This is a genomic window from Streptomyces anulatus, from assembly GCF_000721175.1.
Classification (GTDB): Bacteria; Actinomycetota; Actinomycetes; order Streptomycetales; family Streptomycetaceae; genus Streptomyces; species Streptomyces anulatus_C.
In genome coordinates this window covers 120,711-142,366 of sequence record NZ_JOEZ01000011.1, presented here as the reverse complement: position 1 = coordinate 142,366, position 21,656 = coordinate 120,711, and the positions used below count along the sequence as shown (strand labels likewise).

Here is a 21,656-nt window from a genome sequence, read left to right as displayed (position 1 = left end):
CCTGCCTGTGGGCCCGGTGGGACTCGAACCCACGACACACCGGACCTAAACCGGCGCCCTCTTGGCCAGCTGGGGTACGGACCCTCGTGGCCCACTCTACTGTGCGAGGCCGCGGCGATTCGAGAAGGTTTGCGTCTGGCTGTGGCATGAGGGGCACAGGTACCGGAGGTTCTCCCGGCGGTTGTCGAGCCGGTCGCCGTTGATGTGATCGATCTCCAGAACGAGCCGCATGCCCCGCCAGGTGTCTCCGGTGCCGCACTTCACGCAGACCTGAGGAACTCCGACATCGTCCAGGGCCCGTCGTAACTGAGCCGTCTTCGTCCGAGAAGCTCCGGAGTCCAGGCGGCGGAGTATGTCCGTCGCGGACGCGGTGCTGTGCATCCCGCCGCGCGTGCGTTCGCGGCCTCGTACGGAGTAACGAACCGTCTATCGGACAGTCACGCCCGGAAAACGGAGCGCCGAGTTCAGCGGCATGGAGTCGATGAGGACGCGGAACGGCCCGCCCCGCTCATGTCGAGCGGGGCGGGCCGTTCCTCCGAGGGGGCCGGAAGGGGAGGCGGAAGGCCTCAGAACTTCGGCTCCGGCGCCTGCGCGTGCACCAGTTCCGCCGCCTCCTCGTCCGTCTCGACCGACGGCGGGGAGCCGATCAGCGGCTGCTGGGCGGTCTCCTTCATGCAGGCGACCGCGATCACGCCGACCAGGGCCGCCGCCATCGCGTAGTACGCGGGCATCAGGTTGGAGCCGGTCCAGCTGATCAGGGCCGTGATCACCAGCGGGGTCGTGCCGCCGAAGACCGACGCGGAGAGGTTGTAGCCGACCGACAGGGACCCGTAGCGGACGTTCGTCGGGAACAGGGCCGGGAGCGCCGCCGACATCGTGCCGAGCATGCAGACCAGGGAGAGGCCCAGCAGCAGCATGCCGACCGTGATCGGGAAGATGCCGTCCACCCGGATGAGGAGGAACGCGGGGAGGGAGAGGAAGAGGAAGCCCAGCATCCCGGTCATCAGCAGCGGCTTGCGGCCGAAGTGGTCGGAGGCCCTGCCGATCTGACTGATGATCGTCATCAGGAACAGCATCACCGCCAGCAGGATCAGCAGGCCGTGGGTCTCGCTGTAGCCGAGTTCGTCGGAGAGGTACGTCGGCATGTACGACAGCAGCATGTAGTCGGTGATGTTGTACGCGCCGACCAGGCAGATGCAGAGGATCAGCGTCCGCCAGTGCTGCCGGAAGATCTTCGCCAGGTCGCCCTTGGCCGTGGACTCGACGCCGTCCGCCGCCTCGCTCGCGTGTGCGGTGCCGCCCTCCAGCTTCTGGAAGGCCGGGGTCTCGTCCAGGCGCATTCGCAGGTAGAGGCCGACCAGGCCCAGCGGGCCCGCGACGAGGAACGGGATCCGCCACCCCCAGGCCTCCATCTGCGCGTCCGTCAGAAGGGCGTACAGGGCCGTCACGAGGCCTGCCGCGCCGACGTAGCCGGCCAGGGTGCCGAACTCCAGGAAGCTGCCGAAGAAGCCGCGCCGCTTGTCGGGGGCGTACTCGGCGATGAACGTCGAGGCGCCGCCGTACTCGCCGCCCGTCGAGAAGCCCTGGAGCATCCGGAAGAAGATCAGCAGGACCGCGGCCCAGACGCCGATCGTGTCGTGCGAGGGGATCAGGCCGATCGCGAACGTGCCGACCGCCATCAGGATCATCGTCAGCGCGAGGACCTTCTTGCGGCCGACCTTGTCACCCATCGGGCCGAAGAACATGCCGCCGAGCGGCCGTACGAGGAAGGCCACCGCGAAGGTCGCGAAGGAGGAGAGGAGCTGGGTGGTGTCGTTCCCGGACGGGAAGAACACCTGTCCGATCGTGACGGCCAGGTAGGAGTAGATCCCGAAGTCGAACCACTCCATGGCGTTACCCAGCGAGGCCGCTTTCACGGCCCGCTTCACCGCGGCGTCGTCCGTGACCGTGATGTCCGTCCGGCGCAGCCGAGGATTGCGCCGTTTCCGGATGGCCCGGAAGAGCGTGGGGTGGCGTTTGACCGCTTCGGGGTCGGCCGCCTGGTGGGGGTCGGGGGCCGCCATGGCCGGGTCCTTTCCTCGGAGTGTGTTCCAGGAAAGGCTTCTGCGCGGTCATGGCGGTCGCAAACCGGCTTCTGGGGTCGTTGCGTTCTCCCTCACACGATCTCGACAGGTTCTCCGACGAGGAGCGTGCCGGGATCGTGTGAGGGCGGCGGGTCTCAGGGGGCGGTCAGATGCCCAGATCCCTGATGATCTTGGCCACGTGGCCGGTCGCCTTCACGTTGTAGAACGCGTGCTCGACCTTGCCGTCCTCGTCGACGACGACCGTCGAACGGATCACGCCCGTCACCACTTTGCCGTAGAGCTTCTTCTCGCCGAAGGCGCCGTACGCCTCCAGCGTTTCCTTGGCCGGGTCGCCCACCAGGACGACCTTGAGGTTCTCCGTGTCGCGGAACTTCGCGAGCTTCTCCGGCTTGTCGGGGGAGACGCCGATGACGTCGTACCCGGCGTCGGCCAGGAGGTCGAGGTTGTCCGTGAAGTCGCAGGCCTGCTTGGTGCATCCGGGGGTAAGAGCGGCCGGGTAGAAGTACACGATGACCTTGCGGCCCTTGTGGTCCGCGAGCGACACCTCGTTGCCGTCGGCGTCGGGAAGGGTGAAGGCGGGAGCGGTGTCGCCGGGCTTCAGTCGCTCGCTCATGTGGTTCTCCTCGGGTGGTGCACGGGTCGGACGGGACCGAGGGTAATAGGGGTGCCGCCGGGTGCGCGGGGGTTCGAGCTGACAGACTGTCGACGAAGGCCCAGACGAAGGTTTACCGGACGACGACCACGGAGGCGGCGCAGTGTCGGATGCCAGGACCCCTGCGCAGATCGAGGCGGACATCATCAGCAGGCGTAAGCAGCTCGCCGTGGTGCTCGACGAGATCGGGGTGCGGGTACACCCGAAGACGATCATCACGGACGCCAAGGCGAAGGCGGCCCAGTCCGTGGACCGGACGGCCGGCCGTGCCTTCGTCGCGGTGAACCGTTCGGTGTCGGAAGTGAAGGCGCGGTTCGTCGCGGAGGACGGTTCTCCGCGGCTGGAGCGGGTGATTCCCGCGGCGCTGCTGGTGGTCGGTGTGGTGGGGCTGCTCGCCGTGTCCGGGCGTCGGCGCCGCGCGTGAGCGGAACCCGGAGGCGTACGGTCCGGGGCGCGCCAGGTAGGTTGCGGGCGTGAGCGAGAACACCCACGACGACAAGTTGCCCATCCGGATGCTGCACGACCGGGTGCTGGTGCGGAACGACGCGTCCGAGGGCGAGCGGCGTTCCGGCGGCGGCATCCTGATCCCGGCGACGGCCGCGGTGGGCCGGCGCCTGGCGTGGGCCGTCGTCGTCGCGGTCGGGCAGAACGTGCGGACGGTGGAGCCTGGCGACCGGGTGCTGTACGACCCCGAGGACCGTGCCGAGGTCGAGGTGCGGGGCGTGGCGTACGTCCTGATGCGGGAGCGTGATCTGCACGCGGTGGCCGCCGACCGGTTCGAGGGTTCGGTGGATTCGACCGGGCTGTACCTGTAGGAACGGGAACCCGTGGGGCCCCGTCCGTGGGGCCCACGGCGTCGAGGGTCTGGTGACCGGTGTCACCAGGCCCTCTTCCCGGTTCTTGCTACGGTGGGACCACCCCGACGAGACGCGCCGTACCGGGCTTGCAAAGACGACGCACCCGTTCTGTTCACGTGGTCGTCGTCGGAGGTGCCGGTCATGGCGTGGGTTCTGTTGATCATCGCTGGTCTGCTCGAAGTGGGCTGGTCGATCGGGATGAAGTACACCGAGGGGTTCACGCGGCTGTGGCCTAGCGTGTTCACCGGCCTCGGGATCGTGGCGAGCATGGTGCTGTTGTCGCATGCGGCCAAGACGCTGCCGATCGGTACGGCGTACGGCGTGTGGGTCGGTATCGGCGCGGCCGGTGCGGCGGTCCTGGGCATGGTCGTGCTGCACGAGCCGGTGACCGCCGCCCGGATCTTCTTCGTCTGTCTGCTGCTGGTTGCCGTGGTCGGCCTGAAGGCGACCTCCGGGCACTGAGGTGGTGGGACCGGCCGCCGCCGGTCACACCGGTCGGTCGCCGGGGAAGCCGGGGCCGCGTACGCCCTCGATGAAGCCCCCGTCGCCCCCGCCCCCGCCGCCGGTGTCTCAGGTGCTCCCTGTTTCTCCGGAGCCGCCGTTGGCACCGGCGGCTCCGTTCGTTCCGTCGTTCGTTCCGCCGCCGTTCGCCCCGGCGGTCGTCGCGCCGGTCGTGCCGTCGTTCGCGCCCGTCCCGCCGGTGTCCGTGCCGGGTGCGGCCGGTGTGCTGTCGGCCGGGTTGTTCGGTGTGGTGCCGGAGGGGGTGGTGGTGGGGCCGGACGAGGAGGACGGGTCCGTGTCCCCGTCGGGGTCCTCGTCGAGCAGGGGTTCGTCCTCCTCGTCGGAGCCCGGCGCCGTCTGCAGGTCGAACTCCTTGGCCGGGGAGGAGCGCAGCGCCGCTTCCGTGTAGGCGGCCCAGGTCTCGGCGGGGGCGCCGCCGCCGTTGACGCGGGGCAGGCCGAGGGCTCCGTACAGCGGGGTCTGGGCGCCGGTGTCCGGGTTCTGGCCCATCACGGCGACGACGGTCGCGAGGTCCGGGGTGTATCCGGCGAACCAGGCGGCCCGGTCCTCCTCCGCCGTGCCGGTCTTGCCCGCGGCGGGGCGGCCCACCGCCTGGGCCGCCGTGCCGGTGCCGCCCTCCACGACGCTGCGCAGTACGGCGGTGGTGGTGTCGGCGGCCTCGCGGCTGACGGCCTGGTCGGTCGTGCGCTCGGGCAGCTCGACCTCCGTACCGTCCTTGGTGATCTTGTCGACGAGGACGTACGGGCCGTGCCGGCCGTGGTCGGCGAGGGTGGCGTACGCCTCGGCCATGTCCAGGACGCTGGCGTTGGCGGGGCCGAGCGCGATGGAGGGGGAGGCGGTGAGTTCGGGGGTGTCGGTGGGGATGCCGAGGGCGACCGCGGTGGCCCGGACCTTCTGGGGTCCGACGTCCTGGGCCATCTGCGCGTAGACGGAGTTGACGGACTTGTCGGTTGCCGTGCGCACGGTGATGTCGCCGTGGTCGACGTCGCCCTCGTTGGCGGGGGCGTAGTCGGTGGCGCCCTGGGGGCCGACGACCGTGCGTTCGTTGGTGCCGTCGTAGACGGTGTTGGGCGTGATGGGCCGGCCGTCCTGGGTGGTGGAGTCGTTGACGAGGGCGGAGGTGAGGACGAACGGTTTGAAGACGGAGCCGACCTGGTAGTCGCGGCGGGTCGCGTTGCTGACGTACTGCTTCGTGTAGTCGATGCCGCCGTACAGGGCGACGACCTCGCCGGTGTCGGGGACGATCGAGGCCCCGCCGACGCGGATGTTGCGGTCGGCCTTGCGGTCGGCGCTGGTCCTGGCCATCACGTTGGTGTCGACGGCCTTGACGAAGGCGTCCTGCTTGGCCTTGTCGAGCGTGGTGGTGATGCGGTGGCCGCCGGTGGCGAGGGTCTTCTCGTCGAGGATGCCGCGCCGGTTCAGGTAGTCCTCGACGGCCTGCACGATGTAGCCGCGCTGTCCGGAGAGTCCGGTCGACGGTCTGGCCTCGCCGGGGGTGGGGAACCGCGTCGTCGCCCGTTCGGCCGCGTCGAGCCAGTCCTCCTTGACCATGCCGTCCAGGACGTAGTTCCAGCGGTGCTGGACCGCGGGTCTGTTGTCGGGGCGGGCGACGACGTCGTAGGCGCTGGGGGCGTTGAGGAGGGAGGCGAGGTACGCGCCCTCGGCGGTGGTGAGGCCCTCGACGTTCTTGCCGTAGTACGCCTGGGCGGCGGCCTGGATGCCGTACGCGTTGCGCCCGAAGTAGCTGGTGTTGAGGTAGCCCTCGAAGATCTGGTTCTTGGTCTCCTCGCGGTTGAGCTTGACCGCGATGAAGAACTCCTTGACCTTGCGCAGGACGGTCCGCTCCTGGCCGAGGTAGTAGTTCTTCACGTACTGCTGGGTGATCGTCGAGCCGCCCTGCTTGCCCTTGCCGGTCACGGTGTTCCAGCCGGCCCGGACCATCGCCTTCACGTCCACGGCGCGTTGGGAGTAGAAGTCCCGGTCCTCGGCGGCCAGTACCGCGTGCTGGACGGTCACGGGGACCTGGGAGAGCTTGACCTTCTCGCGGTTCACGTCGCCGTCGCGGGCGATGACGCTGCCGTCGTTGTAGAGGTAGACGTTGGACTGGGCGGTGGCCGCGGCGTTGGCGGCCGGGATGTCGACGAGTTGGTATCCGGCGAAGAACCCGCCGACGAGGAGGAGACCGAGGCCCAGCACGGTGCCGAGGGCCATCCGCCAGGTCGGGACGGCGCGCCGCCAGCCGGTGCGCCGGGGCCGCTGCTTCTTCCCGTTCTTCTTGCCGCTCTCGCCGTTCTCGCCGTTCCTTCCGGGCGGCTCTCCCTGCTCGCTCCAGGGTGCGGCCGCCGCGTCCGAGGGGTCGCGGGGGGCCCAGTGCTGTGGCTCGTCGCTCATGTCCGTGGGGCTCCTCGGGCGTGGTCAGTTCTCCCATAGTGCCCGTTTCGACGGGAAACCCTCGTTTCTGACCGGTTCGTTCCCTCCTCCGGTCGTTTTTTAATACGTTCGCGGCGGCCGTCACGCGTGCACTAGGGTCGGACGCTTTGGTGTCGGGAGCCGGTGGCGGCGGGGGACAGGGGGCGGCGTGCGGCTCTACGCGGTGGTGGCGGGGGGTACGTTCCGGCGCTATGCCACGTACCGGACGGCTACGGCCGCGGGGGTGTTCACCAACACGGTCTTCGGTTTCATCGTGGCGTACACCTACATCGCCCTGTGGGACGTACGCCCGCAGCTCGGCGGGTACGACACGTCCCAGGCGCTCACGTACGTCTGGCTCGGCCAGGCCCTGTTGATGGCCTGCGCCATGATGGGCGGCGGCTTCGAGGACGAGCTGGTGGAACGGATCCGCACGGGGGACGTCGCCATCGACCTGTACCGTCCGGTCGACCTCCAGTCGTGGTGGCTGGCGGGCGACCTGGGCCGGGCGGCGTTCCATCTGCTGGGGCGCGGTGTCGTGCCGATGTTCCTGGGGGCGCTCGCCTTCGATCTGGCGCTCCCGGGATCGCTGTGGACCTGGCCGGCGTTCCTCGTCTCGGTGTTCCTGGGCGTGGTGGTCAGCTTCGCGCTGCGCTATCTGGTGGCCCTGTCGGCGTTCTGGCTGATGGACGGGGCGGGCGCGATGCGGATCGTGTCGCTGGCCGGGCTGTTCTTCTCCGGGATGCTGCTGCCGCTGAACCTGTTCCCCGGGCTGCTGGGCGAGGTGGCGCGGGCGCTGCCGTGGTCCTCGCTGCTCCAGGTCCCGGCCGATGTGTTCCTGGAGAAGCACACGGGGTGGGGGCTGGTGGAGGCGTACGCGTTCCAGGGCGGCTGGGCGGTGGCGCTGCTGCTGGCGGGCCGTCTGCTGCAGACCGCGGCGACCAGGAGGGTGGTGGTGCAGGGTGGCTGACACGGTGGCGGTGCGGACCGGCGGGGAACAGGACGACCCGGAACCGGGCGGCTTCGCCTTCGAGGAGCGGCCGCGGCTGCTGGAGGGCGTGCGCGCGTACGGGCTGATCATGGCGATGTGGGTGCGCTCGACGATGGCGTACCGGGCCTCGTTCGCCATGACGGCGCTCGGGGACTTCGCGGTGACGGCCTTCGACTTCGTGACGATCCTGCTGATGTTCACGCACGTCGACGCGCTGGGCGGCTACACCCTGCCGGAGATCGCCCTGCTGTACGGGTTGTCGGCCACCGCGTTCGGGCTGTGCGATCTGCTGCTGGGATCGATGGACCGGGTGGGCCGCCGGGTACGGGACGGGACGCTCGACACCCTGCTGGTGCGGCCGGTGCCGGTGCTGGCGCAGGTCGCGGCGGACCGGTTCGCGCTGCGCCGGCTGGGGCGGATCACCCAGGGGCTGCTGGTGCTCGGCTACGCGCTGCTCTCGCTGGACATCGCGTGGACGCCGCTGAAGGTGCTGATGCTGCCGGTGATGGTGGTGAGCGGGGCGGCGATCTTCGGGGCGGTCTTCGTCGCGGGGGCGGCGTTCCAGTTCGTCGCGCAGGACGCGTCGGAGGTGCAGAACTCCTTCACGTACGGCGGGACGACGCTGCTCCAGTACCCGCCCACGATCTTCGCGAAGGACCTGGTGCGCGGGGTGACGTTCGTGGTGCCGCTGGCCTTCGTCAGCTGGCTGCCCGCGCTGTACGTGCTCGGCCGGGAGTACCCGGTCGATCTGCCGCAGTGGGTGGCGTTCCTGCCGCCGCTGGTGGCGGCGGTCTGCTGGGTGCTGGCGGGCCTCGCGTGGCGGGCGGGGCTGCGGGCGTACCGGAGCACGGGCAGTTGAGCAAACGGGAGTTGGACATGTCGGACGGGTTCACGCAGGAGGGTACGGGCATGGGCGGCGACGGCGGCTTCATCACGCTCGACGGTGTCGAGAAGGTCTTCCAGGTCCGCCGGAAGGCCGGCCTGCTGCGCAGGGAGCGGCGTGAGGTCCGGGCCGTGGACGGCATCAGCTTCCGGGTCGCGCGCGGTGAGATGGTCGGCTACATCGGCCCGAACGGGGCGGGCAAGTCGACCACGATCAAGATGCTGACGGGCATCCTCACCCCGAGCGGCGGCCGGCTGCGCGTCGCGGGCATCGACCCCTCCCGCGAACGCACCCGGCTGGCCCACCGCATCGGCGTGGTCTTCGGCCAGCGGACGACCCTCTGGTGGGACCTGCCGCTGCGCGACTCGTACCGGCTGATGCACCGCATGTACCGCATCCCCGACCGGCGTTACCGGGAGAACCTGGACCGCTGCGTCGAGCTCCTCGACCTGGGCGAGCTGTTGGACGTCCCCGTACGGCAGCTCTCGCTGGGGCAGCGGATGCGGGGCGACATCGCGGCGGCGTTGCTGCACGATCCGGAGGTGCTGTACCTGGACGAGCCGACGATCGGCCTGGACGTGATCTCCAAGGCCAAGGTGCGGCAGTTCCTCAAGGAGTTGAACACCGAGCGCGGGACGACGGTCCTGCTGACGACGCACGACCTGACCGACATCGAGCAGCTGTGCGGCCGGGTGATGGTCATCGACCACGGCCGTCTGATGTACGACGGTTCGCCGGCGGGCCTCCACGAGGTGGGGGAGAGCGAACGCATGCTCGTGGTGGACCTGGAGAGCGAGTTCCCCCCGATCGTGCTGGAGCCGGAAGCGGCGGGAGGGGCCCCGGCCCTGCGGGCGGTCAAGGTGGAGGGCCCGCGTCAGTGGCTGGCGTTCCCCGCCGCCGCGTCGGCGGCCCCGCTGGTCGCGCGGATCGCCGCGGACTACCCGCTGGTCGACCTGTCGGTGCGGGAGCCGGACATCGAGGCCGTGATCGCGAGGATGTACGAGTCCGCGCCGTGACGGGCACGCGCCCGGGCACCCTCCCCGGGCGGCGCGCGCAGGTCGTGGGCCTGCGGGTCTGTGCCGGGAACGGGTGCGTTCAATAGGCTGCGCGGTATGACAAGTGAACGTCCGGAAATGCGCGCCTCCGATGCCGAGCGTGAGCGGATCGCGGAACTGCTCCGCGAGGCCGTGGCCGAGGGCCGACTGGATATGGACGAGTTCGACCAGCGTCTCGGAGCGGCCTACAAGGCCCGTACGCGCGGGGAGTTGGTGCCGCTCGTCCAGGACCTTCCGGCAGCGGGCCCGGAGTTCGCTCCGGTGGGCTCGTCCGCGCCCGCCCCGCTGCGGGGTTCGGCGGCGAACTGGCCCGCGCGGATCGGCGGGACGGCCACCTCGAAGGGGGCTTTCGCCTTCTGGGGCGGGTTCAACCGGAAGGGCCGCTGGACGGTCGGCCGGACGTTCACCGCGTTCGCGATGTGGGGCGGCGGCGAGATCGATCTGCGCGAGGCCAACTTCGAGGGCCGCGAGACCGTCATCCGCTGCGTCACCATCATGGGCGGCATCCAGGTGACCGCGCCGCCGGAGCTGAACGTCGATGTCCGAGGCATCGGCATCATGGGCGGCTTCGGCGAGGGCTCCAACGACGAGGGCGAGCCCGCCCCGGACGCGCCGTACGTGCGGATCACCGGCTTCGCCCTGATGGGCGGCGTCGGCGTGGAGCGCAAGCGGACGAAGGCGGAGCGTCGCCGGCTGAAGGCCGCGGAGGAAGCGGAACTGGAGGCGCGCCGCCGCCGCGGGCTGGAGGGCCCGGACGGCGGGGCGGGCGGCGGCCGCAAGGAACTCTGAGCGGCCCGGCGACGAGGGACTCCGAGGGTGCCCGGCGACAACGAACTCCAAGGGTCTGCGGCAGGCGACGTCGAGGTGCCGGCCGCAGTGGACTCCGAGGAGCCGGCCGCAAGCGACGTCGAGGTGCCGGGGCGAGGCGGGGGCCGGGCGCCTCGCCCCGTACGTGTGCCTCCTCGGCGGCTCTCCTCAGCGCCTCACAGCGCGTCGGACCGGGGCGTACGGGCCTGGTCCAGGGACCTCAGGTCCAGCCGGTCGCCGAGCGCGCGGTACCCGTCGTCGTTGAGGTGCAGGTGGTCGCCGGAGTCGTACGAGGTGAGGATCCGGTTCGGCGCGGCGGGATCGCGTACCGCCGCGTCGAAGTCCACGTACGCGTCGAAGACCGTGCCCGCCCGGATCTGCTCGTTGACCGCGTGGCGTACGGCGTCGCGCTGGGGCGTCCAGGTGGCGAAGCCCTCGAACGGGGTCAGCGTCGCGCCGACCACCGTGAGCCCGCGGGCGTGCGCCCGGTCGGTGAGGGCGCGCAGGCTGTCCACGATGCGCTGGGGGTCGGCCTCCTGGGGGGACTGCTGTACGTCGTTGATGCCGAGCGCCACGACGACCGTCCGGGCCCCGGCGACCGACAGGACGTCGCGGTCGAGCCGGTCGGTGCCCGACTGGCCCCCGGTGCCGCGGCCGATGCCCACGATCCGGTTGCCCGCGATGCCCGCGTTGGCGACTCCGTACCGGCCGGCCAGCCGGTCGGCGAGGACGTCGGGCCAGCGGGCGTTGGCGTCGGTGGTGGAGCCGCTGCCCGCGGTCAGGGAGTCCCCGAAGGCGACGACCGCGCCGAGCGCCCGCTCGCTGCGGACGTCCACGGCGGTCAGATAGCGCCAGTGGGTGGTGCTCCAGGTGCCGCGCTCGTCGATCAGGTACGAGGTCTGGTGGGTGTTGGAGTGGTAGGTGACCGGTCCGCCCGCCCGCGGGGTGCGGAAGCTGACCTGGAGGTCGGAGTCGGGGGCCACGGGCACCACGACCGGGTCGCTGATGACCCGTCCGCCCGCGGCGACGGTGACGACGGCGGCGCCCTTGAAGGTCACCGGCCGGGTGTTGACGGTGGCCTGATCGATGACCAGGGGGGTGGTGCCGAAGAGGTTCGACAGCGTGATGCGGGCGACGTTCCCGCCGATGCTGGTGTGCACGACGTTGCGGATGGTGCGCCCGGGGAGCCCGTCCTTGGTGCCCGGTTCGGCGCGGACGGGCGCGGCGGTCCAGGTGGCGACCCAGGTGCCACCCGCGGCGGCGGGGTCGACCGGGTTACGGGCCGCCGCCTGGGTCTCGGCGGGCGGGAGCGGTGTCGACCGTGGGCCGGAGAGCAGCGTCGTACCGAAGGCGACGGCGGCGGCGAGCACGGCGGTGCCCGCCACTAGGGCGATGAGCAGGGCATACCCCTGGCGCCTGGGCATGTGCGGTGTTTCTCCTCGTGATGATCGTGCTGGTCCCATGATGCGACAGGCCGTCGGGAACTCGACGTGCGGCCCGGGAGTAGGGGAGGTAGGGACAATGCGTACGTCACGGGGGCGAGGCGCACGCGGACGGGTGGAGCGGATGGAACGGACCGGATCCGGCGAGCAGGGGCAGGACGAGGACGGGGACGCGGTGGGGAAGCCGGAGCAGTCGCAGGAGCCGTCGCGGGAACCGTCGAAGCGGACGGCGGAGCTGGAAGCCGGCCCCGGGCCGGGGGCGGAGCCACGGCCGGGGCAGGGCCCGGATGCGGAGCGGAGTCCCGGGGGACCCGGGTTGCCGCCACGCGCCTCGGGGCCGCTGGCCTCGTTCGCGTACACCGCCGCCGACGAGGAGAAACAGCGCGGCGTACGGCGCATGAAACTCACGGCCACCGGCCTCCTTCTGCTCGTCGCGGTCGTCTACGTCCTGGCCACCTGGGCGAAGAACTCAGGCGTGGGGGGCTGGCCGGGCTATGTCGCGGCGGCTGCCGAGGCGGGGATGGTGGGTGCGCTGGCGGACTGGTTCGCCGTCACGGCGCTCTTCCGGCGCCCGCTCGGCCTGCCCATCCCGCACACGGCCATCATCCCCAACAAGAAGGATCAGCTGGGACAGTCCCTCGGTTCCTTCGTTGGCGAGAACTTTCTCTCCGGAGACGTCATTCGTGACCGGATTCACGCTCTGGGGGTCGGTCGGAGGCTCGGAGTGTGGCTCGCGGAGCCGGCCCACGCGGACCGGGTCACCGCCGAGCTGGCGACGGCCCTGCGCGGTGCGCTGACGGTCCTTCGGGATTCCGACGTGCAGGCGGTGGTCGGCGAGGCCATCACCCGGCGCGCGGACGCGGCGGAGGTCGGCCCGGGCCTCGGCAAGATGCTGGAGAAGGTCGTCACGGACGGCGGCCACCGCAAGGTCGTCGACCTCGTCTGCGTACGGGCGCACGACTGGCTGGTGGAGCACGGCGACTCGGTGATGAACGCGGTGCAGGGCGGGGCCCCGGGCTGGACCCCGCGGTTCGTGGACAAGCGGGTGGGGGAGCGCGTCTACAAGGAACTGCTGCGGTTCGTCACGGAGATGCGGGACATGCCGGAGCACCCGGCGCGCGGCTCCATCGACACGTTCCTGAACGACTTCGCGGCGGACCTCCAGAGCGACGCCGACACCCGGGCCCGCGTGGAGCGGCTGAAGTCGGAGATCCTGGGCCGCGGCGAGGTCCAGGACGTCATCGCCTCGGCCTGGTCCTCCGTCCGCACGATGATCCTCTCGGCGGCGGAGGACGAGCGCAGCGAACTGCGGCTGCGGGCACGCGCCTCGCTGATGTCGCTGGGAGCGCGGCTGGCGAGCGACGAACGGCTCCAGGGCAAGCTGGACGGCTGGCTGGAGGACGCGGCGGTGTACGTCGTGACGACGTACCGCACGGAGATCACCTCGCTGATCAGCGAGACGGTCGCGAGCTGGGACGCGGACCAGACCTCGAAGAAGATCGAGGCGCACATCGGCCGCGACCTCCAGTTCATCCGGATCAACGGCACCGTGGTCGGCGCGCTGGCGGGCCTGGCGATCTACACGGTGTCGCACGCGCTGGGCGGCTGAGTCGCCGCTACGTGCCGGGTGGTGTCGCCCGTATGCGCCGGGTGGTCGGGCGGCGGGCTCCTCGGCGCCGCTCCGGGTGCGTAACCGTCCTGTCGTACGGGTACGCACCCGGCTCACGCGGGGGAGTTGCCCGGTAGTACGGGCGCGGCGCGGCGGGCGTTCAGTCAGCGCCGTACGGGAAGCGACGGGCGACGGGGCGATGGGGGTGCCGGGTGGGAGCGGTTACGAGCACGGTGACGGTCGAGGACGGCGGAGCGGCGGGCGGGGCCGGCCCTGTACGCCTGTTCTGCACGGACCACGGCGGCGACGGCCCGCCCCTGCTCCTGCTGCACGGGCTGGCCGGTCACTGCGGCGAGTGGGAGGCGCTGGCGGCCCGGTTCGCGGCCACGCACCGGGTGGTCGCCTTCGACGCCCGGGGCAGCGGGGCGAGCACCCGCCGCCCCGGGGACGTGTCGCGGGCGGCGCACGTCCGCGATGTCCTCGCCGTCGCACGCCGGTTCGGTCTGGCCGGGGAGGACACGGTGCTGGTCGGCCAGTCGATGGGCGGCCTCACCGCGCTGCTGACGGCGGCGGCCCACCCGGAGGTGTGCCGTGCGCTGGTCCTGATCGAGGCGGGCCCGGCGGGCCCGAGCCCCGAGCTCCCGGAACGGATAGGCGGCTGGCTCGACTCCTGGCCGGTGCCGTTCCCTGACGCGGAGGCGGCCGAGGCGTTCTTCGGCGGCGGGCCGGCGGGCCGGGCCTGGGCGGCCGGACTCGCACCGGGCCCCGGCGGTCTGCACCCCCGCGTAGACCGGGACGTGATGGTGGCCACCGTTCAGGAGAACGCGCAGCGGCACTACTGGGACGACTGGGACCGGGTGCGCTGCCCGGTGCTGGTGGTACGGGGCGAGAACGGCGCGATGAAGCCGGACGAGGCGGACCGGATGCGGGCCCGGCACCCCGCGACGCGGATCGGCGTCGTCCCGGGTGCGGGCCACGACGCCCACCTGGACGACTCTGCTGCGGTGTACGGGGAGATGGCGGCCTTCCTCCGGGACTGGCGGGTCCGGGAGTGACGGGTCCGGGCCCGGTGGGGCGGCGGCACCACAGCAGTATGTGACCCCCTTCACACCGCTCGCCATCCCTGCTTCTCACGGGCCGGATGGCGGGAAACGAGCTTCGAGGGGCCCCTGTGAGCGCCGAGACACGAGCGTCAGAGGGGCTCAACGGGGCAAACCGGTCTGTTCATCTCCCGGTCATCTGGCGCCGTAGAGGCAGCTCAAGCCGGTGAACAAGTAGGGGTGACCGGGCTTGCACCCCTTACCGAGTGGGATGTTCTGTGCGGTTGTCACCCGTCATGGGGTCATTCGCGCGCTATCTCGCCGATGTCGGACCCGTTAATCCGGGATGTCACTGTCCGAAAGCGATTGTTGACGGAGAGAATCGGCGCGGGATACGTTTTTCGCCGTAATAGTCGATCCTGCACGCGGAAATCGGTGAGGAATTATGAGAATGGTTACCCAGGCTCTGAATCAATACCGATTAAGCGAGTCGGAGGCGGAGAAGGTGGGTGAGTTGTCCTCACTCGCCGCGCGCTTGTCGGACTCGATACCCATAGTCGTCTCGGGGCTCCTCATGGATCTCCCCGACGGGATGCGCAAAATGGTCCTTGATTTCGGCACGGACGTGGAAGCTGCCGGATACTGCATGCTGCGCGGAGTTCCGGTGGGTGAACTGCCGAAGACCCCGCAGGTGCACGAGGCCCATATCCTCGACGGCCACCCGACCAACGGAACCCTCATGCTCGTCGCGGACCTCCTCGGTTCGCTGACCGGCTATCAGGACGAGAAATCCGGCGCGCTCTTCCACGACGTACATCCCGTACGCGGCGAGGAGGGCCGGATCGAGAACAGCGGATCGGTCGCCTTCGACTTCCACACCGAGAACGTGCACCACCCGCTCCGCCCCGACTACCTGGGCCTGCTATGTCTGCGCCAGGACCACGAGCAGATCGCCGCGACCCGCGTCGCCTCCGTGCGCGACGCGCTGCCGCTGCTGACGGACTGCGAGGTGGCGGAGCTGCGGAAGCCTCAGTTCCACAGCCTGTATCCGACCTCCTTCACCCGGAACACCACCGGCCCCCGCCCCTCGGCCGGCCCGCATCCGGTGATCTTCGGCCCGGCGGACCGCCCGTTCATGCGCTTCAACTCGCACAACACGCAGGGCGACCACCCGCAGGCGCGGGCCGCACTGCGCTCCCTGGCCACGGCGCTGGAGGGGGTCTGCCGCGACCTGGTGCTCGCACCGGGCGACCTCGTCGTCCTGGACAACCACGTCGTCGTCCACGGCCGCACCGCGTTCACCCCCCGCTACGACGGCCAGGACCGGTGGCTTCGCCGCTTCTACTCCCTGCGGTCCGCCCCGCTGTGGGCCCAGCGGATGATGCGGCACCCGCGCGTGCTGCCGGCGATGACGGAGATCCGCGGGGTCGTCTGACCCGGCCGCGGCAGCGGCAGGACCCGGCCCCGGGAGCCGGGGTCATGTACACGTGAATGAGGAAGAGTGGAACTGTACGAGGTGCTCGGCCTGCTCGCCGCCGCGACGGCGGCCGGCTGGGTGGATGCTGTCGTCGGCGGTGGCGGGGTACTGCTCATCCCGGTACTCCTGCTGGCCTTCCCCCAGTATTCGCCCGCGGTGGCGCTGGGCACGAACAAGATCGCGGCGGTCATGGGCACCGCGACCGCCGCGTACATGTACCAGCGGCGCACCGAGCTGGACCGCTCGGTCCTGCTGCCGGCCGCCGGACTCGCGGTCCCCTTCGGCGCGCTCGGCGCGCTGTCCGCGTCGAGCGTTCCCGCGAGCTACTTCCGGCCCGTCATCATGGGCCTGCTCATCACCGTGGCCCTCTTCGTGGCCTTCAGGCCGAGTTTCGGGGTCCAGCAGCGGAACATCGTCGTCACCCCGCGCCGCCGCAATACGGCGATCCTCGTCGCGGGGGTCGGCATCGGTTTCTACGACGGGGTTTTCGGCCCCGGCGTCGGCACCTTTCTCATCATCTCCTTCACCACGCTCCTCGCGACACAGTTCCTGGAAAGCGCGGCCATGGCGAAGGTGATCAACGCCTCCTCCAACCTGGGAGCCCTCGCGGTCTTCGCCTGGCAGGGAAACGTCCTGTGGGCACTCGGCCTCGGAATGGCCGTGGGGAACATCGCGGGCGCGATGATCGGGTCGCGTACCGCAATGAAAAGGGGATCCGGATTCGTCCGGATCGTCCTCGTTCTCGTGGTCACCGGAATGGTGGCCAAGATGGGATTCGACCAGTTCGCCTGACGGCCCGACGGGCCTGACGGGCCTACGGACATTCATCCGACGACGGAAGAGGATCCATGGCAAGGGAATTATCCGGGCTGTTGACGCTGACCGATTACGAGCAGGCCGCCGCGTCCGTTCTCGACGCCGCTTCCTGGGCGTACGTGGCAGGCGGCGCCGACACCCAGCTCACGGTCCGTGCCAACACGGAGGCCTTCGACCAGGTCTGGCTGCGCCCGCGGGCCCTCGGCGGGACGGGCGTCAAGCCCGACACCTCGGTGACCGTGCTCGGCCGGCGGCTCGCCCTGCCCGTCCTGCTCGCCCCGACCAGCCCGCAGCGCCTCCTCCACGAGGACGCCGAGATCGCGACCGCCCGCGCGGCCGAGTCCACGGGCACCGTGTCGATCGTCAGCACCGACAGCCACTACACCTTCTCCGACGTGGCCGGCGCGGTCGGCAGCGACAGCTGGTTCCAGCTCTACGCCTACCGGTCCCGCGACGACGTCGCCGCGACGATCGCCCTGGCGGAGAACGTCGGCGCGACCGCGCTCGTGGTCACGGTCGACGCCAGCCACGCGGCCCGCCGTATCAGCACCCGGCGAGCGGGCTTCCGTACCCCGGCGCACGTCGACTTCGGCAACCTGCGCTCGCTGGGCGTGCTCACCGGCGACATCCCGGACGGTGCCCGCATCGAGCGCCTGCCGCTGACCTGGGACGACCTGGAATGGATCCGGTCCCGTACGCGGCTGCCGATCGTGGTCAAGGGCGTCCTGCGGGCCGAGGACGCCGAACGCTGCGTCGCCCTGGGCATGGACGGAGTCATCGTCTCCAATCACGGCGGCCGCCAACTCGACGGCGCGGTACCCAGCCTGGTGGCCCTGGAGCAGGTGGCGGCCGCGGTCTCCGGCCGCGCCCTGGTCCTCATGGACGGCGGCATCCGCTCCGGCGTCCACGTCGTCAAGGCCCTCGCGTACGGCGCGGACGCGGTGTGCGTCGGCCGCCCCTACCTCTGGGGCCTCGGCCTGGCCGGACAGCGGGGCGTGGAGGCGGTGCTCGACCTCCTCCGGAGCGAGATCGAGGACACGCTGCTCCAGCTCGGCGCGGACTCCGTCGCCGACATCGGCGCCGACTTCGCCGTCAACGCGCACCGGGCCACGAGTCCGGGCACCCCCTGACACGTACGCCTCTCCCTCCCTCCCTCCCTTCCGACCCTCCCCCTGGCAAGGAGACCTCTGTGACTTCTGCGATCTCCACGGACGCTGTGACTTCTCCGACCGTCCACTTCTCGCGGGGTATCCCTCCGCTCGAAGCGATCCCGTCCGCCGCCATCGCCGAGCTGACCCGTTCGATCCTCTCCTTGGAACCGGACCGGGTCTTCCAGTACGCGCCCATCGGCCACCACACCGGCGACCGCGAACTCCGCGACCAGCTCGGAGTGTTCCACTCGGTCGACCCCGACCGGATCTTCGTCACCAACGGCTCGCTCCAGGCCCTCGACCTGCTCGCCGCCCACCTCCTCAAGGACGCACCCCGCAAGAAGGTCCTCGCGGAGGCGCCGACCTACGACCGGGCCGTCCAGATCTTCGAGCGGCACGGGGCACAGGTGTCCGGGATACCGCTGCGGCACGACGGCCTGGACCTGGACGTCCTGCGGGAGCGCCTGCAAACGGAGGTGCCCGCGTTCGTCTATGTGATCCCTGACTTCCAGAACCCCGGCGGGGTCACGACGAGCGAGGAGAAGCGGCGCGAACTCGTGCGGCTGTCAGCCGAGTTCGGCTTCACGATCCTGGAGGACATCCCGTACCGGGAACTCCGCTTCGCGGGTACGGCCCCCACGCTCGTCGGCGAGCTCGCGGACTCCGCCGACGGCGCCCGAGTGCTGACCATCGGCTCGCTGAGCAAGGTCCTCAGCCCGGGACTGCGCGTCGGTTACGTCATCGGCCCGCCCGGTACGCCGCGGGCCCTGGCGGCACTCGCGGAGAGCACGTACCTCTCGCCGGCCCCCCTGCTCCAGGCGGTCGCCGCGCGGGCCTTCGCGAGCGGCCTGGTCCAGCGCAACATCGACGAGGTCCGGAATCTGCTGCGGCCGCGGCACGACGCGGCGGTCGAGGCGGTACGGAAGGCGCTCGGCGACGCCGCACTATGTGTGCCCGAGGGCGGCTACTACATCAGTGTGCATCTGCCGGTACGGTCCACGGAGGAGAAGTTCCTCGCGGCGGCGGCCGCTGAGGACGTCGCTCTCACCCGTGGCTCGGCGTTCTACCCGGCGGACTCGGCACCACCGTCCGGCACGGTGTTCCTCCGGCTGCCGTTCCAGGCCCTGAGCGGCGAGGAGTTCGCCCGGGGCGTCGCGCGGCTGGCCACGGTGGCGCAGCGGGCGGAGTAGGAGCGGCGGGAAGGGCGCAGCCGGGAGACACGGGGCGGGGGAAGGACACGATGACCACGGCCGAACAGGGAGCCGAGGAGGGCACGGACGAGGCGCCCGGGCCGGATGCGCGCACCCCGGATGCGGGGGCCCAGGCCAGGAGTTCTCCGGCTGACGGCCCCCCGGCCGAAGGGCCTCCGGCTGACGGGCAGTCGGCTGGCGGACGCACGGCTGGAGGACACCCGGCCGCCAGCCGTGGGGCTGACGAACACCCGGCCGACGGGCCGGCCGAAGGTCGCACACCGTCCGGTAGGCGCGGGCTCCTGGCGGACGCCTCGCTCTCCGCCGTCCTCGCGGGCCTGATCACCGTCGTGGTCTCGTGCTCCGGCCCCCTCCTCGTGGTCCTGGCGGCAGCGGCCGCCGGTCACCTGACCGACGAGCAGACCGCGTCGTGGGTGTGGGCGGCGTGCGTGGGCAGCGGCGTGACGAGTGCCGTGCTCAGCTGGTGGACCCGGATGCCGGTGATCACCGCGTTCTCGACGCCGGGCGCCGCGGTCCTCGTCGGCAGCCTCGGGGACTACACGTACCCCGAGGCCGTAGGAGCCTTCCTGGTCAGCGGTCTCCTCATGGCGCTGGTCGGCCTGACGGGCGTCTTCGGGAAGGTCATGCGCCGCGTACCGCCCGGAGTCGTGGCGGCCATGCTGGCGGGCGTGCTGTTCTCCTTCGGCGTCGACCTGTTCTCGGCGCTGGACGGCGCGCCGATCGCGGTGCTGGTCTCACTCGCCACGTACCTGGCGGTCAAACAGCGGTCACCGAGATACGCGGTGGCCTGGGCCCTGCTCGCGGCCGTGCTCGTCACCGGGGTCGTCCCGGGCATCCACGCCTCGTCCGTGGACATCGGGCTGACTCTTCCCGTCCTCACGGCCCCGGAGTTCACCGTTTCGGCGCTGGTGGGCCTGGCCGTGCCGTTGGCCGTGGTGACGATGGCCTCGCAGAACGCGCCAGGGCTCGGTGTGCTGGCGGCCTGCGGCTACCGTCCGAACGACCGGCTGCTCATCACCGCCACCGGACTCGCCTCCACGGCGCTCGCGCCGCTGGGCGGCCACGCCGTCAACCTGGCGGCGATCACCGCCGCGATCAGCACGGGCGAAGAGGCCCACCGCGACCCGCGACGCCGCTATGTGGCCGGCCTGGCGTGCGGTGCCTTCTACCTGCTGGCGGGCGTCTGCGGAGCCGCACTCGTGGGGCTGTTCACCGCGCTGGCGCCCGAACTCATCGCCGTCGTCGCGGGCATAGCCCTGCTCACCACGTTCTCCACGAGCCTCGCCCAGGCGGTGGCGGACGAACAGGGCCGGGACGCGGCGGTGGTCACCTTCCTCACCACGGCCTCCGGCGTCACCCTCGGCGGCATCGGGTCCGCGTGCTGGGGCCTGGTCCTGGGACTGGCGACGCACCTGGCGCTGACCACCCGGCGGCGACGCGGCGGCCAGGAGAAGGCGGCCCGAACGGCCCGGGAGACGTCGGCCTGAACGGCCCCGGAAGCGGTGCGACGGTCGGGAGGAGACGGAGGCCATCGCCCCGGGACGGCGGCGCGAGGGTCACTCGCAGCCGACGCCGTCACCGTCGCGGTCCAGGTGCCGTCCGTAGCCGGGATCCCCGGCCCGGATGGGCGCGGCGCCCGCGTTCCGAACGGCGGTGCAGTTCGCGTAGGAGGTACTGCCGCCACCGCCCCCACCGCTCGTACCCCCGCTTCCGCCGTCGCCGCCGGATGACGACGCGGACTCGCCCCACGGCTCGCACCCCACACCGTCGCCGTCGCGGTCCAGGTGGGACGCGTAACCGGGATCGCCCTCCTCGACCGGAGCGGCCCCGGCGGCGCGCGCGGCGTCGCAGTTCTCGTAGTACGCCGGGGCCGGGGCCGGGGCCGTCGCCTTCGGCGCGGGCTTCGTGGCGGAGGCCGGGGTCGGTTCGGATTCGGGCGCGGAGACGGTGATGCGGACGACGGCTGTGGCGGCGGGGACGTCGGCGCCCTTCACGAGGACCCGGTAGGTGAACTCGTCCTCACCGGCGTAGCCGTCCCGCGCGGTGTAGGTGACCGTGACCCCGGACAGCGTGGCGGTCCCGTGGTCCGGCTCGGCGTCGATGCTCAGGGTCAGCTCGGCCGGGTCGTAGGCGTCGAGCAGTCCCGCCCCGTCCCCGCTCTCCAGGGTGACGGAGTCGTTGTCGAGAACCTCCACGTCCAGGCTGTCGCCCGCGTCCACGCCCTGCTCGTCGTCCATGAGCGCCAGCGCCCGCTCCACGGAGGGCGACGCCCCGGCCGTCCCGCCCCGGCCGTCCGTACCGCCGCCGTCGCCCCCGCACCCCGTCAGGATCAGCGCGAGTGCGCCCGCTCCGGCCGGTATCCGCATCCGGAGGACCCCGCGCCTCGGCCGCCGTGACCGCTTCCTCATCTGCATGTGCCGCCCCCAAGGCCGAACTCCGTGCGGTGGAGCAGCCGATGCTCGCAGCGAGCCCGGGCGCACATCAGGGGCATGCGGGAAGCGAAGCGGAATTGTGATGAGAGCGTGCGCAAAGCGTGCAGGAGATGTTGGATGGGGGCGAGGGGGTGAGGGGGCGAGGGGGCAGTGTGGGGAGGAGGCGTGTGAGGCCGTCGAGTGGGCTTCGGGAACCATCATCGAGTGAGGGAATCAGC

General features: G+C 71.2%; 19 protein-coding genes, 1 tRNA gene, 1 pseudogene and 1 riboswitch. Of the genes and pseudogenes, 14 read left to right on the top strand and 7 right to left on the bottom strand.

Annotated elements, in window-relative coordinates:
- Positions 1 to 8: 8 nt before the first annotated feature.
- The 4 genes and pseudogenes from IG90_RS0114410 to bcp all read right to left on the bottom strand — a co-directional run bounded on the left by IG90_RS0114410 (position 9) and on the right by bcp (position 2,697).
- Positions 9 to 84: transfer RNA gene (locus tag IG90_RS0114410), tRNA-Leu, on the bottom strand.
- A 12-nt stretch (positions 85 to 96) separates the two neighbouring features.
- Positions 97 to 366: pseudogene (locus IG90_RS46885) on the bottom strand (HNH endonuclease); the annotation flags it as partial.
- A gap of 200 nt (positions 367 to 566) precedes the next feature.
- Positions 567 to 2,063 (bottom strand): glycine betaine/L-proline transporter ProP, encoded by a 1,497-nt coding sequence (gene proP, locus IG90_RS0114400; RefSeq protein WP_030583132.1) that lies wholly within the window; start codon positions 2,061 to 2,063, stop codon positions 567 to 569.
- 166 nt (positions 2,064 to 2,229) lie between these two features.
- Complete coding sequence (bcp, locus tag IG90_RS0114395) at positions 2,230 to 2,697, bottom strand: thioredoxin-dependent thiol peroxidase (RefSeq protein ID WP_030583129.1); 468 nt, start codon at positions 2,695 to 2,697, stop codon at positions 2,230 to 2,232.
- 142 nt (positions 2,698 to 2,839) lie between these two features.
- Between bcp and IG90_RS0114390 the strand changes: the two genes are divergently transcribed.
- The 3 genes from IG90_RS0114390 (at position 2,840) to IG90_RS0114380 (ending at position 4,055) form a co-directional block, all read left to right on the top strand.
- Complete coding sequence (locus IG90_RS0114390; RefSeq protein WP_030583126.1) at positions 2,840 to 3,160, top strand: DUF3618 domain-containing protein; 321 nt, start codon at positions 2,840 to 2,842, stop codon at positions 3,158 to 3,160.
- 49 nt (positions 3,161 to 3,209) lie between these two features.
- Positions 3,210 to 3,551, top strand: coding sequence for a GroES family chaperonin (locus IG90_RS0114385; RefSeq protein WP_030583123.1), 342 nt, complete (start codon positions 3,210 to 3,212; stop codon positions 3,549 to 3,551).
- A gap of 87 nt (positions 3,552 to 3,638) precedes the next feature.
- Positions 3,639 to 3,697: riboswitch (guanidine-III (ykkC-III) riboswitch) on the top strand.
- Positions 3,698 to 3,734: 37 nt separating this feature from the next.
- Entirely contained in the window at positions 3,735 to 4,055 is a 321-nt protein-coding gene (locus IG90_RS0114380) for a DMT family transporter (protein ID WP_030583121.1), read from the top strand.
- A 108-nt stretch (positions 4,056 to 4,163) separates the two neighbouring features.
- On the opposite strand, the gene IG90_RS0114375 is transcribed toward IG90_RS0114380, so the two are convergent.
- Positions 4,164 to 6,506 (bottom strand): transglycosylase domain-containing protein, encoded by a 2,343-nt coding sequence (locus IG90_RS0114375; RefSeq protein ID WP_030583118.1) that lies wholly within the window; start codon positions 6,504 to 6,506, stop codon positions 4,164 to 4,166.
- Between the two features lie 187 nt (positions 6,507 to 6,693).
- On the opposite strand from IG90_RS0114375, the gene IG90_RS0114370 reads away from it, so the two are divergent.
- The 4 genes from IG90_RS0114370 to IG90_RS0114355 all read left to right on the top strand — a co-directional run bounded on the left by IG90_RS0114370 (position 6,694) and on the right by IG90_RS0114355 (position 10,242).
- A complete protein-coding gene (locus IG90_RS0114370) occupies positions 6,694 to 7,494 on the top strand; it encodes an ABC transporter permease (RefSeq protein ID WP_030583116.1) in 801 nt (266 codons plus the stop codon).
- Positions 7,487 to 8,374, top strand: a complete 888-nt coding sequence (locus IG90_RS0114365; RefSeq protein WP_030583114.1) for an ABC transporter permease — start codon at positions 7,487 to 7,489, stop codon at positions 8,372 to 8,374. Before IG90_RS0114370 ends, IG90_RS0114365 begins: the two co-directional genes overlap by 8 nt.
- 17 nt (positions 8,375 to 8,391) lie before the next feature.
- Positions 8,392 to 9,414, top strand: a complete 1,023-nt coding sequence (locus tag IG90_RS0114360; RefSeq protein WP_030583111.1) for an ABC transporter ATP-binding protein — start codon at positions 8,392 to 8,394, stop codon at positions 9,412 to 9,414.
- 117 nt (positions 9,415 to 9,531) lie between these two features.
- Entirely contained in the window at positions 9,532 to 10,242 is a 711-nt protein-coding gene (locus IG90_RS0114355; protein WP_030583108.1) for a DUF1707 SHOCT-like domain-containing protein, read from the top strand.
- A gap of 194 nt (positions 10,243 to 10,436) precedes the next feature.
- Here IG90_RS0114355 and IG90_RS0114350 read toward each other — a convergent pair whose 3' ends face one another.
- Complete coding sequence (locus tag IG90_RS0114350; RefSeq protein ID WP_030583105.1) at positions 10,437 to 11,684, bottom strand: SGNH/GDSL hydrolase family protein; 1,248 nt, start codon at positions 11,682 to 11,684, stop codon at positions 10,437 to 10,439.
- 97 nt (positions 11,685 to 11,781) lie between these two features.
- Here IG90_RS0114350 and IG90_RS0114345 point away from each other — a divergent pair, with 97 nt between their 5' ends.
- From IG90_RS0114345 to IG90_RS0114315, 7 genes are all read left to right on the top strand, one after another.
- Entirely contained in the window at positions 11,782 to 13,311 is a 1,530-nt protein-coding gene (locus tag IG90_RS0114345; protein ID WP_033894197.1) for a DUF445 domain-containing protein, read from the top strand.
- A 233-nt stretch (positions 13,312 to 13,544) separates the two neighbouring features.
- Positions 13,545 to 14,366, top strand: coding sequence for an alpha/beta fold hydrolase (locus tag IG90_RS0114340; RefSeq protein WP_324604250.1), 822 nt, complete (start codon positions 13,545 to 13,547; stop codon positions 14,364 to 14,366).
- A 559-nt stretch (positions 14,367 to 14,925) separates the two neighbouring features.
- A complete protein-coding gene (locus tag IG90_RS0114335; RefSeq protein WP_233435864.1) occupies positions 14,926 to 15,786 on the top strand; it encodes a TauD/TfdA family dioxygenase in 861 nt (286 codons plus the stop codon).
- A 66-nt stretch (positions 15,787 to 15,852) separates the two neighbouring features.
- Positions 15,853 to 16,620 (top strand): sulfite exporter TauE/SafE family protein, encoded by a 768-nt coding sequence (locus tag IG90_RS0114330; RefSeq protein ID WP_030583093.1) that lies wholly within the window; start codon positions 15,853 to 15,855, stop codon positions 16,618 to 16,620.
- Positions 16,621 to 16,676: 56 nt separating this feature from the next.
- On the top strand, positions 16,677 to 17,774 hold the full coding sequence (locus IG90_RS0114325; protein WP_033894196.1) for an alpha-hydroxy acid oxidase: 1,098 nt from the start codon (positions 16,677 to 16,679) through the stop codon (positions 17,772 to 17,774).
- Between the two features lie 59 nt (positions 17,775 to 17,833).
- A complete protein-coding gene (locus IG90_RS0114320; RefSeq protein WP_030583088.1) occupies positions 17,834 to 18,985 on the top strand; it encodes an aminotransferase-like domain-containing protein in 1,152 nt (383 codons plus the stop codon).
- A gap of 50 nt (positions 18,986 to 19,035) precedes the next feature.
- Positions 19,036 to 20,493: a benzoate/H(+) symporter BenE family transporter gene (locus IG90_RS0114315; protein WP_030583085.1), complete on the top strand. Its 1,458-nt coding sequence runs from the start codon at positions 19,036 to 19,038 to the stop codon at positions 20,491 to 20,493.
- A gap of 69 nt (positions 20,494 to 20,562) precedes the next feature.
- Here IG90_RS0114315 and IG90_RS0114310 read toward each other — a convergent pair whose 3' ends face one another.
- Positions 20,563 to 21,372, bottom strand: a complete 810-nt coding sequence (locus IG90_RS0114310; RefSeq protein WP_033894192.1) for an excalibur calcium-binding domain-containing protein — start codon at positions 21,370 to 21,372, stop codon at positions 20,563 to 20,565.
- Between the last annotated feature and the right edge of the window lie 284 nt (positions 21,373 to 21,656).

Excerpts from the sequence above, each read along its gene's own strand:
- proP (WP_030583132.1), bottom strand. The coding sequence starts at position 2,063 with ATGGCGGCCCCCGACCCCCACCAGGCGGCCGACCCCGAAGCGGTCAAA.
- bcp (WP_030583129.1), bottom strand. The coding sequence starts at position 2,697 with ATGAGCGAGCGACTGAAGCCCGGCGACACCGCTCCCGCCTTCACCCTT.
- IG90_RS0114380 (WP_030583121.1), top strand. The coding sequence starts at position 3,735 with ATGGCGTGGGTTCTGTTGATCATCGCTGGTCTGCTCGAAGTGGGCTGG.
- IG90_RS0114375 (WP_030583118.1), bottom strand. The coding sequence starts at position 6,506 with ATGAGCGACGAGCCACAGCACTGGGCCCCCCGCGACCCCTCGGACGCG.
- IG90_RS0114360 (WP_030583111.1), top strand. The coding sequence starts at position 8,392 with ATGTCGGACGGGTTCACGCAGGAGGGTACGGGCATGGGCGGCGACGGC.
- IG90_RS0114355 (WP_030583108.1), top strand. The coding sequence starts at position 9,532 with ATGCGCGCCTCCGATGCCGAGCGTGAGCGGATCGCGGAACTGCTCCGC.
- IG90_RS0114350 (WP_030583105.1), bottom strand. The coding sequence starts at position 11,684 with ATGCCCAGGCGCCAGGGGTATGCCCTGCTCATCGCCCTAGTGGCGGGC.
- IG90_RS0114345 (WP_033894197.1), top strand. The coding sequence starts at position 11,782 with ATGCGTACGTCACGGGGGCGAGGCGCACGCGGACGGGTGGAGCGGATG.
- IG90_RS0114335 (WP_233435864.1), top strand. The coding sequence starts at position 14,926 with ATGGATCTCCCCGACGGGATGCGCAAAATGGTCCTTGATTTCGGCACG.
- IG90_RS0114325 (WP_033894196.1), top strand. The coding sequence starts at position 16,677 with ATGGCAAGGGAATTATCCGGGCTGTTGACGCTGACCGATTACGAGCAG.
- IG90_RS0114315 (WP_030583085.1), top strand. The coding sequence starts at position 19,036 with ATGACCACGGCCGAACAGGGAGCCGAGGAGGGCACGGACGAGGCGCCC.
- IG90_RS0114310 (WP_033894192.1), bottom strand. The coding sequence starts at position 21,372 with ATGCGGATACCGGCCGGAGCGGGCGCACTCGCGCTGATCCTGACGGGG.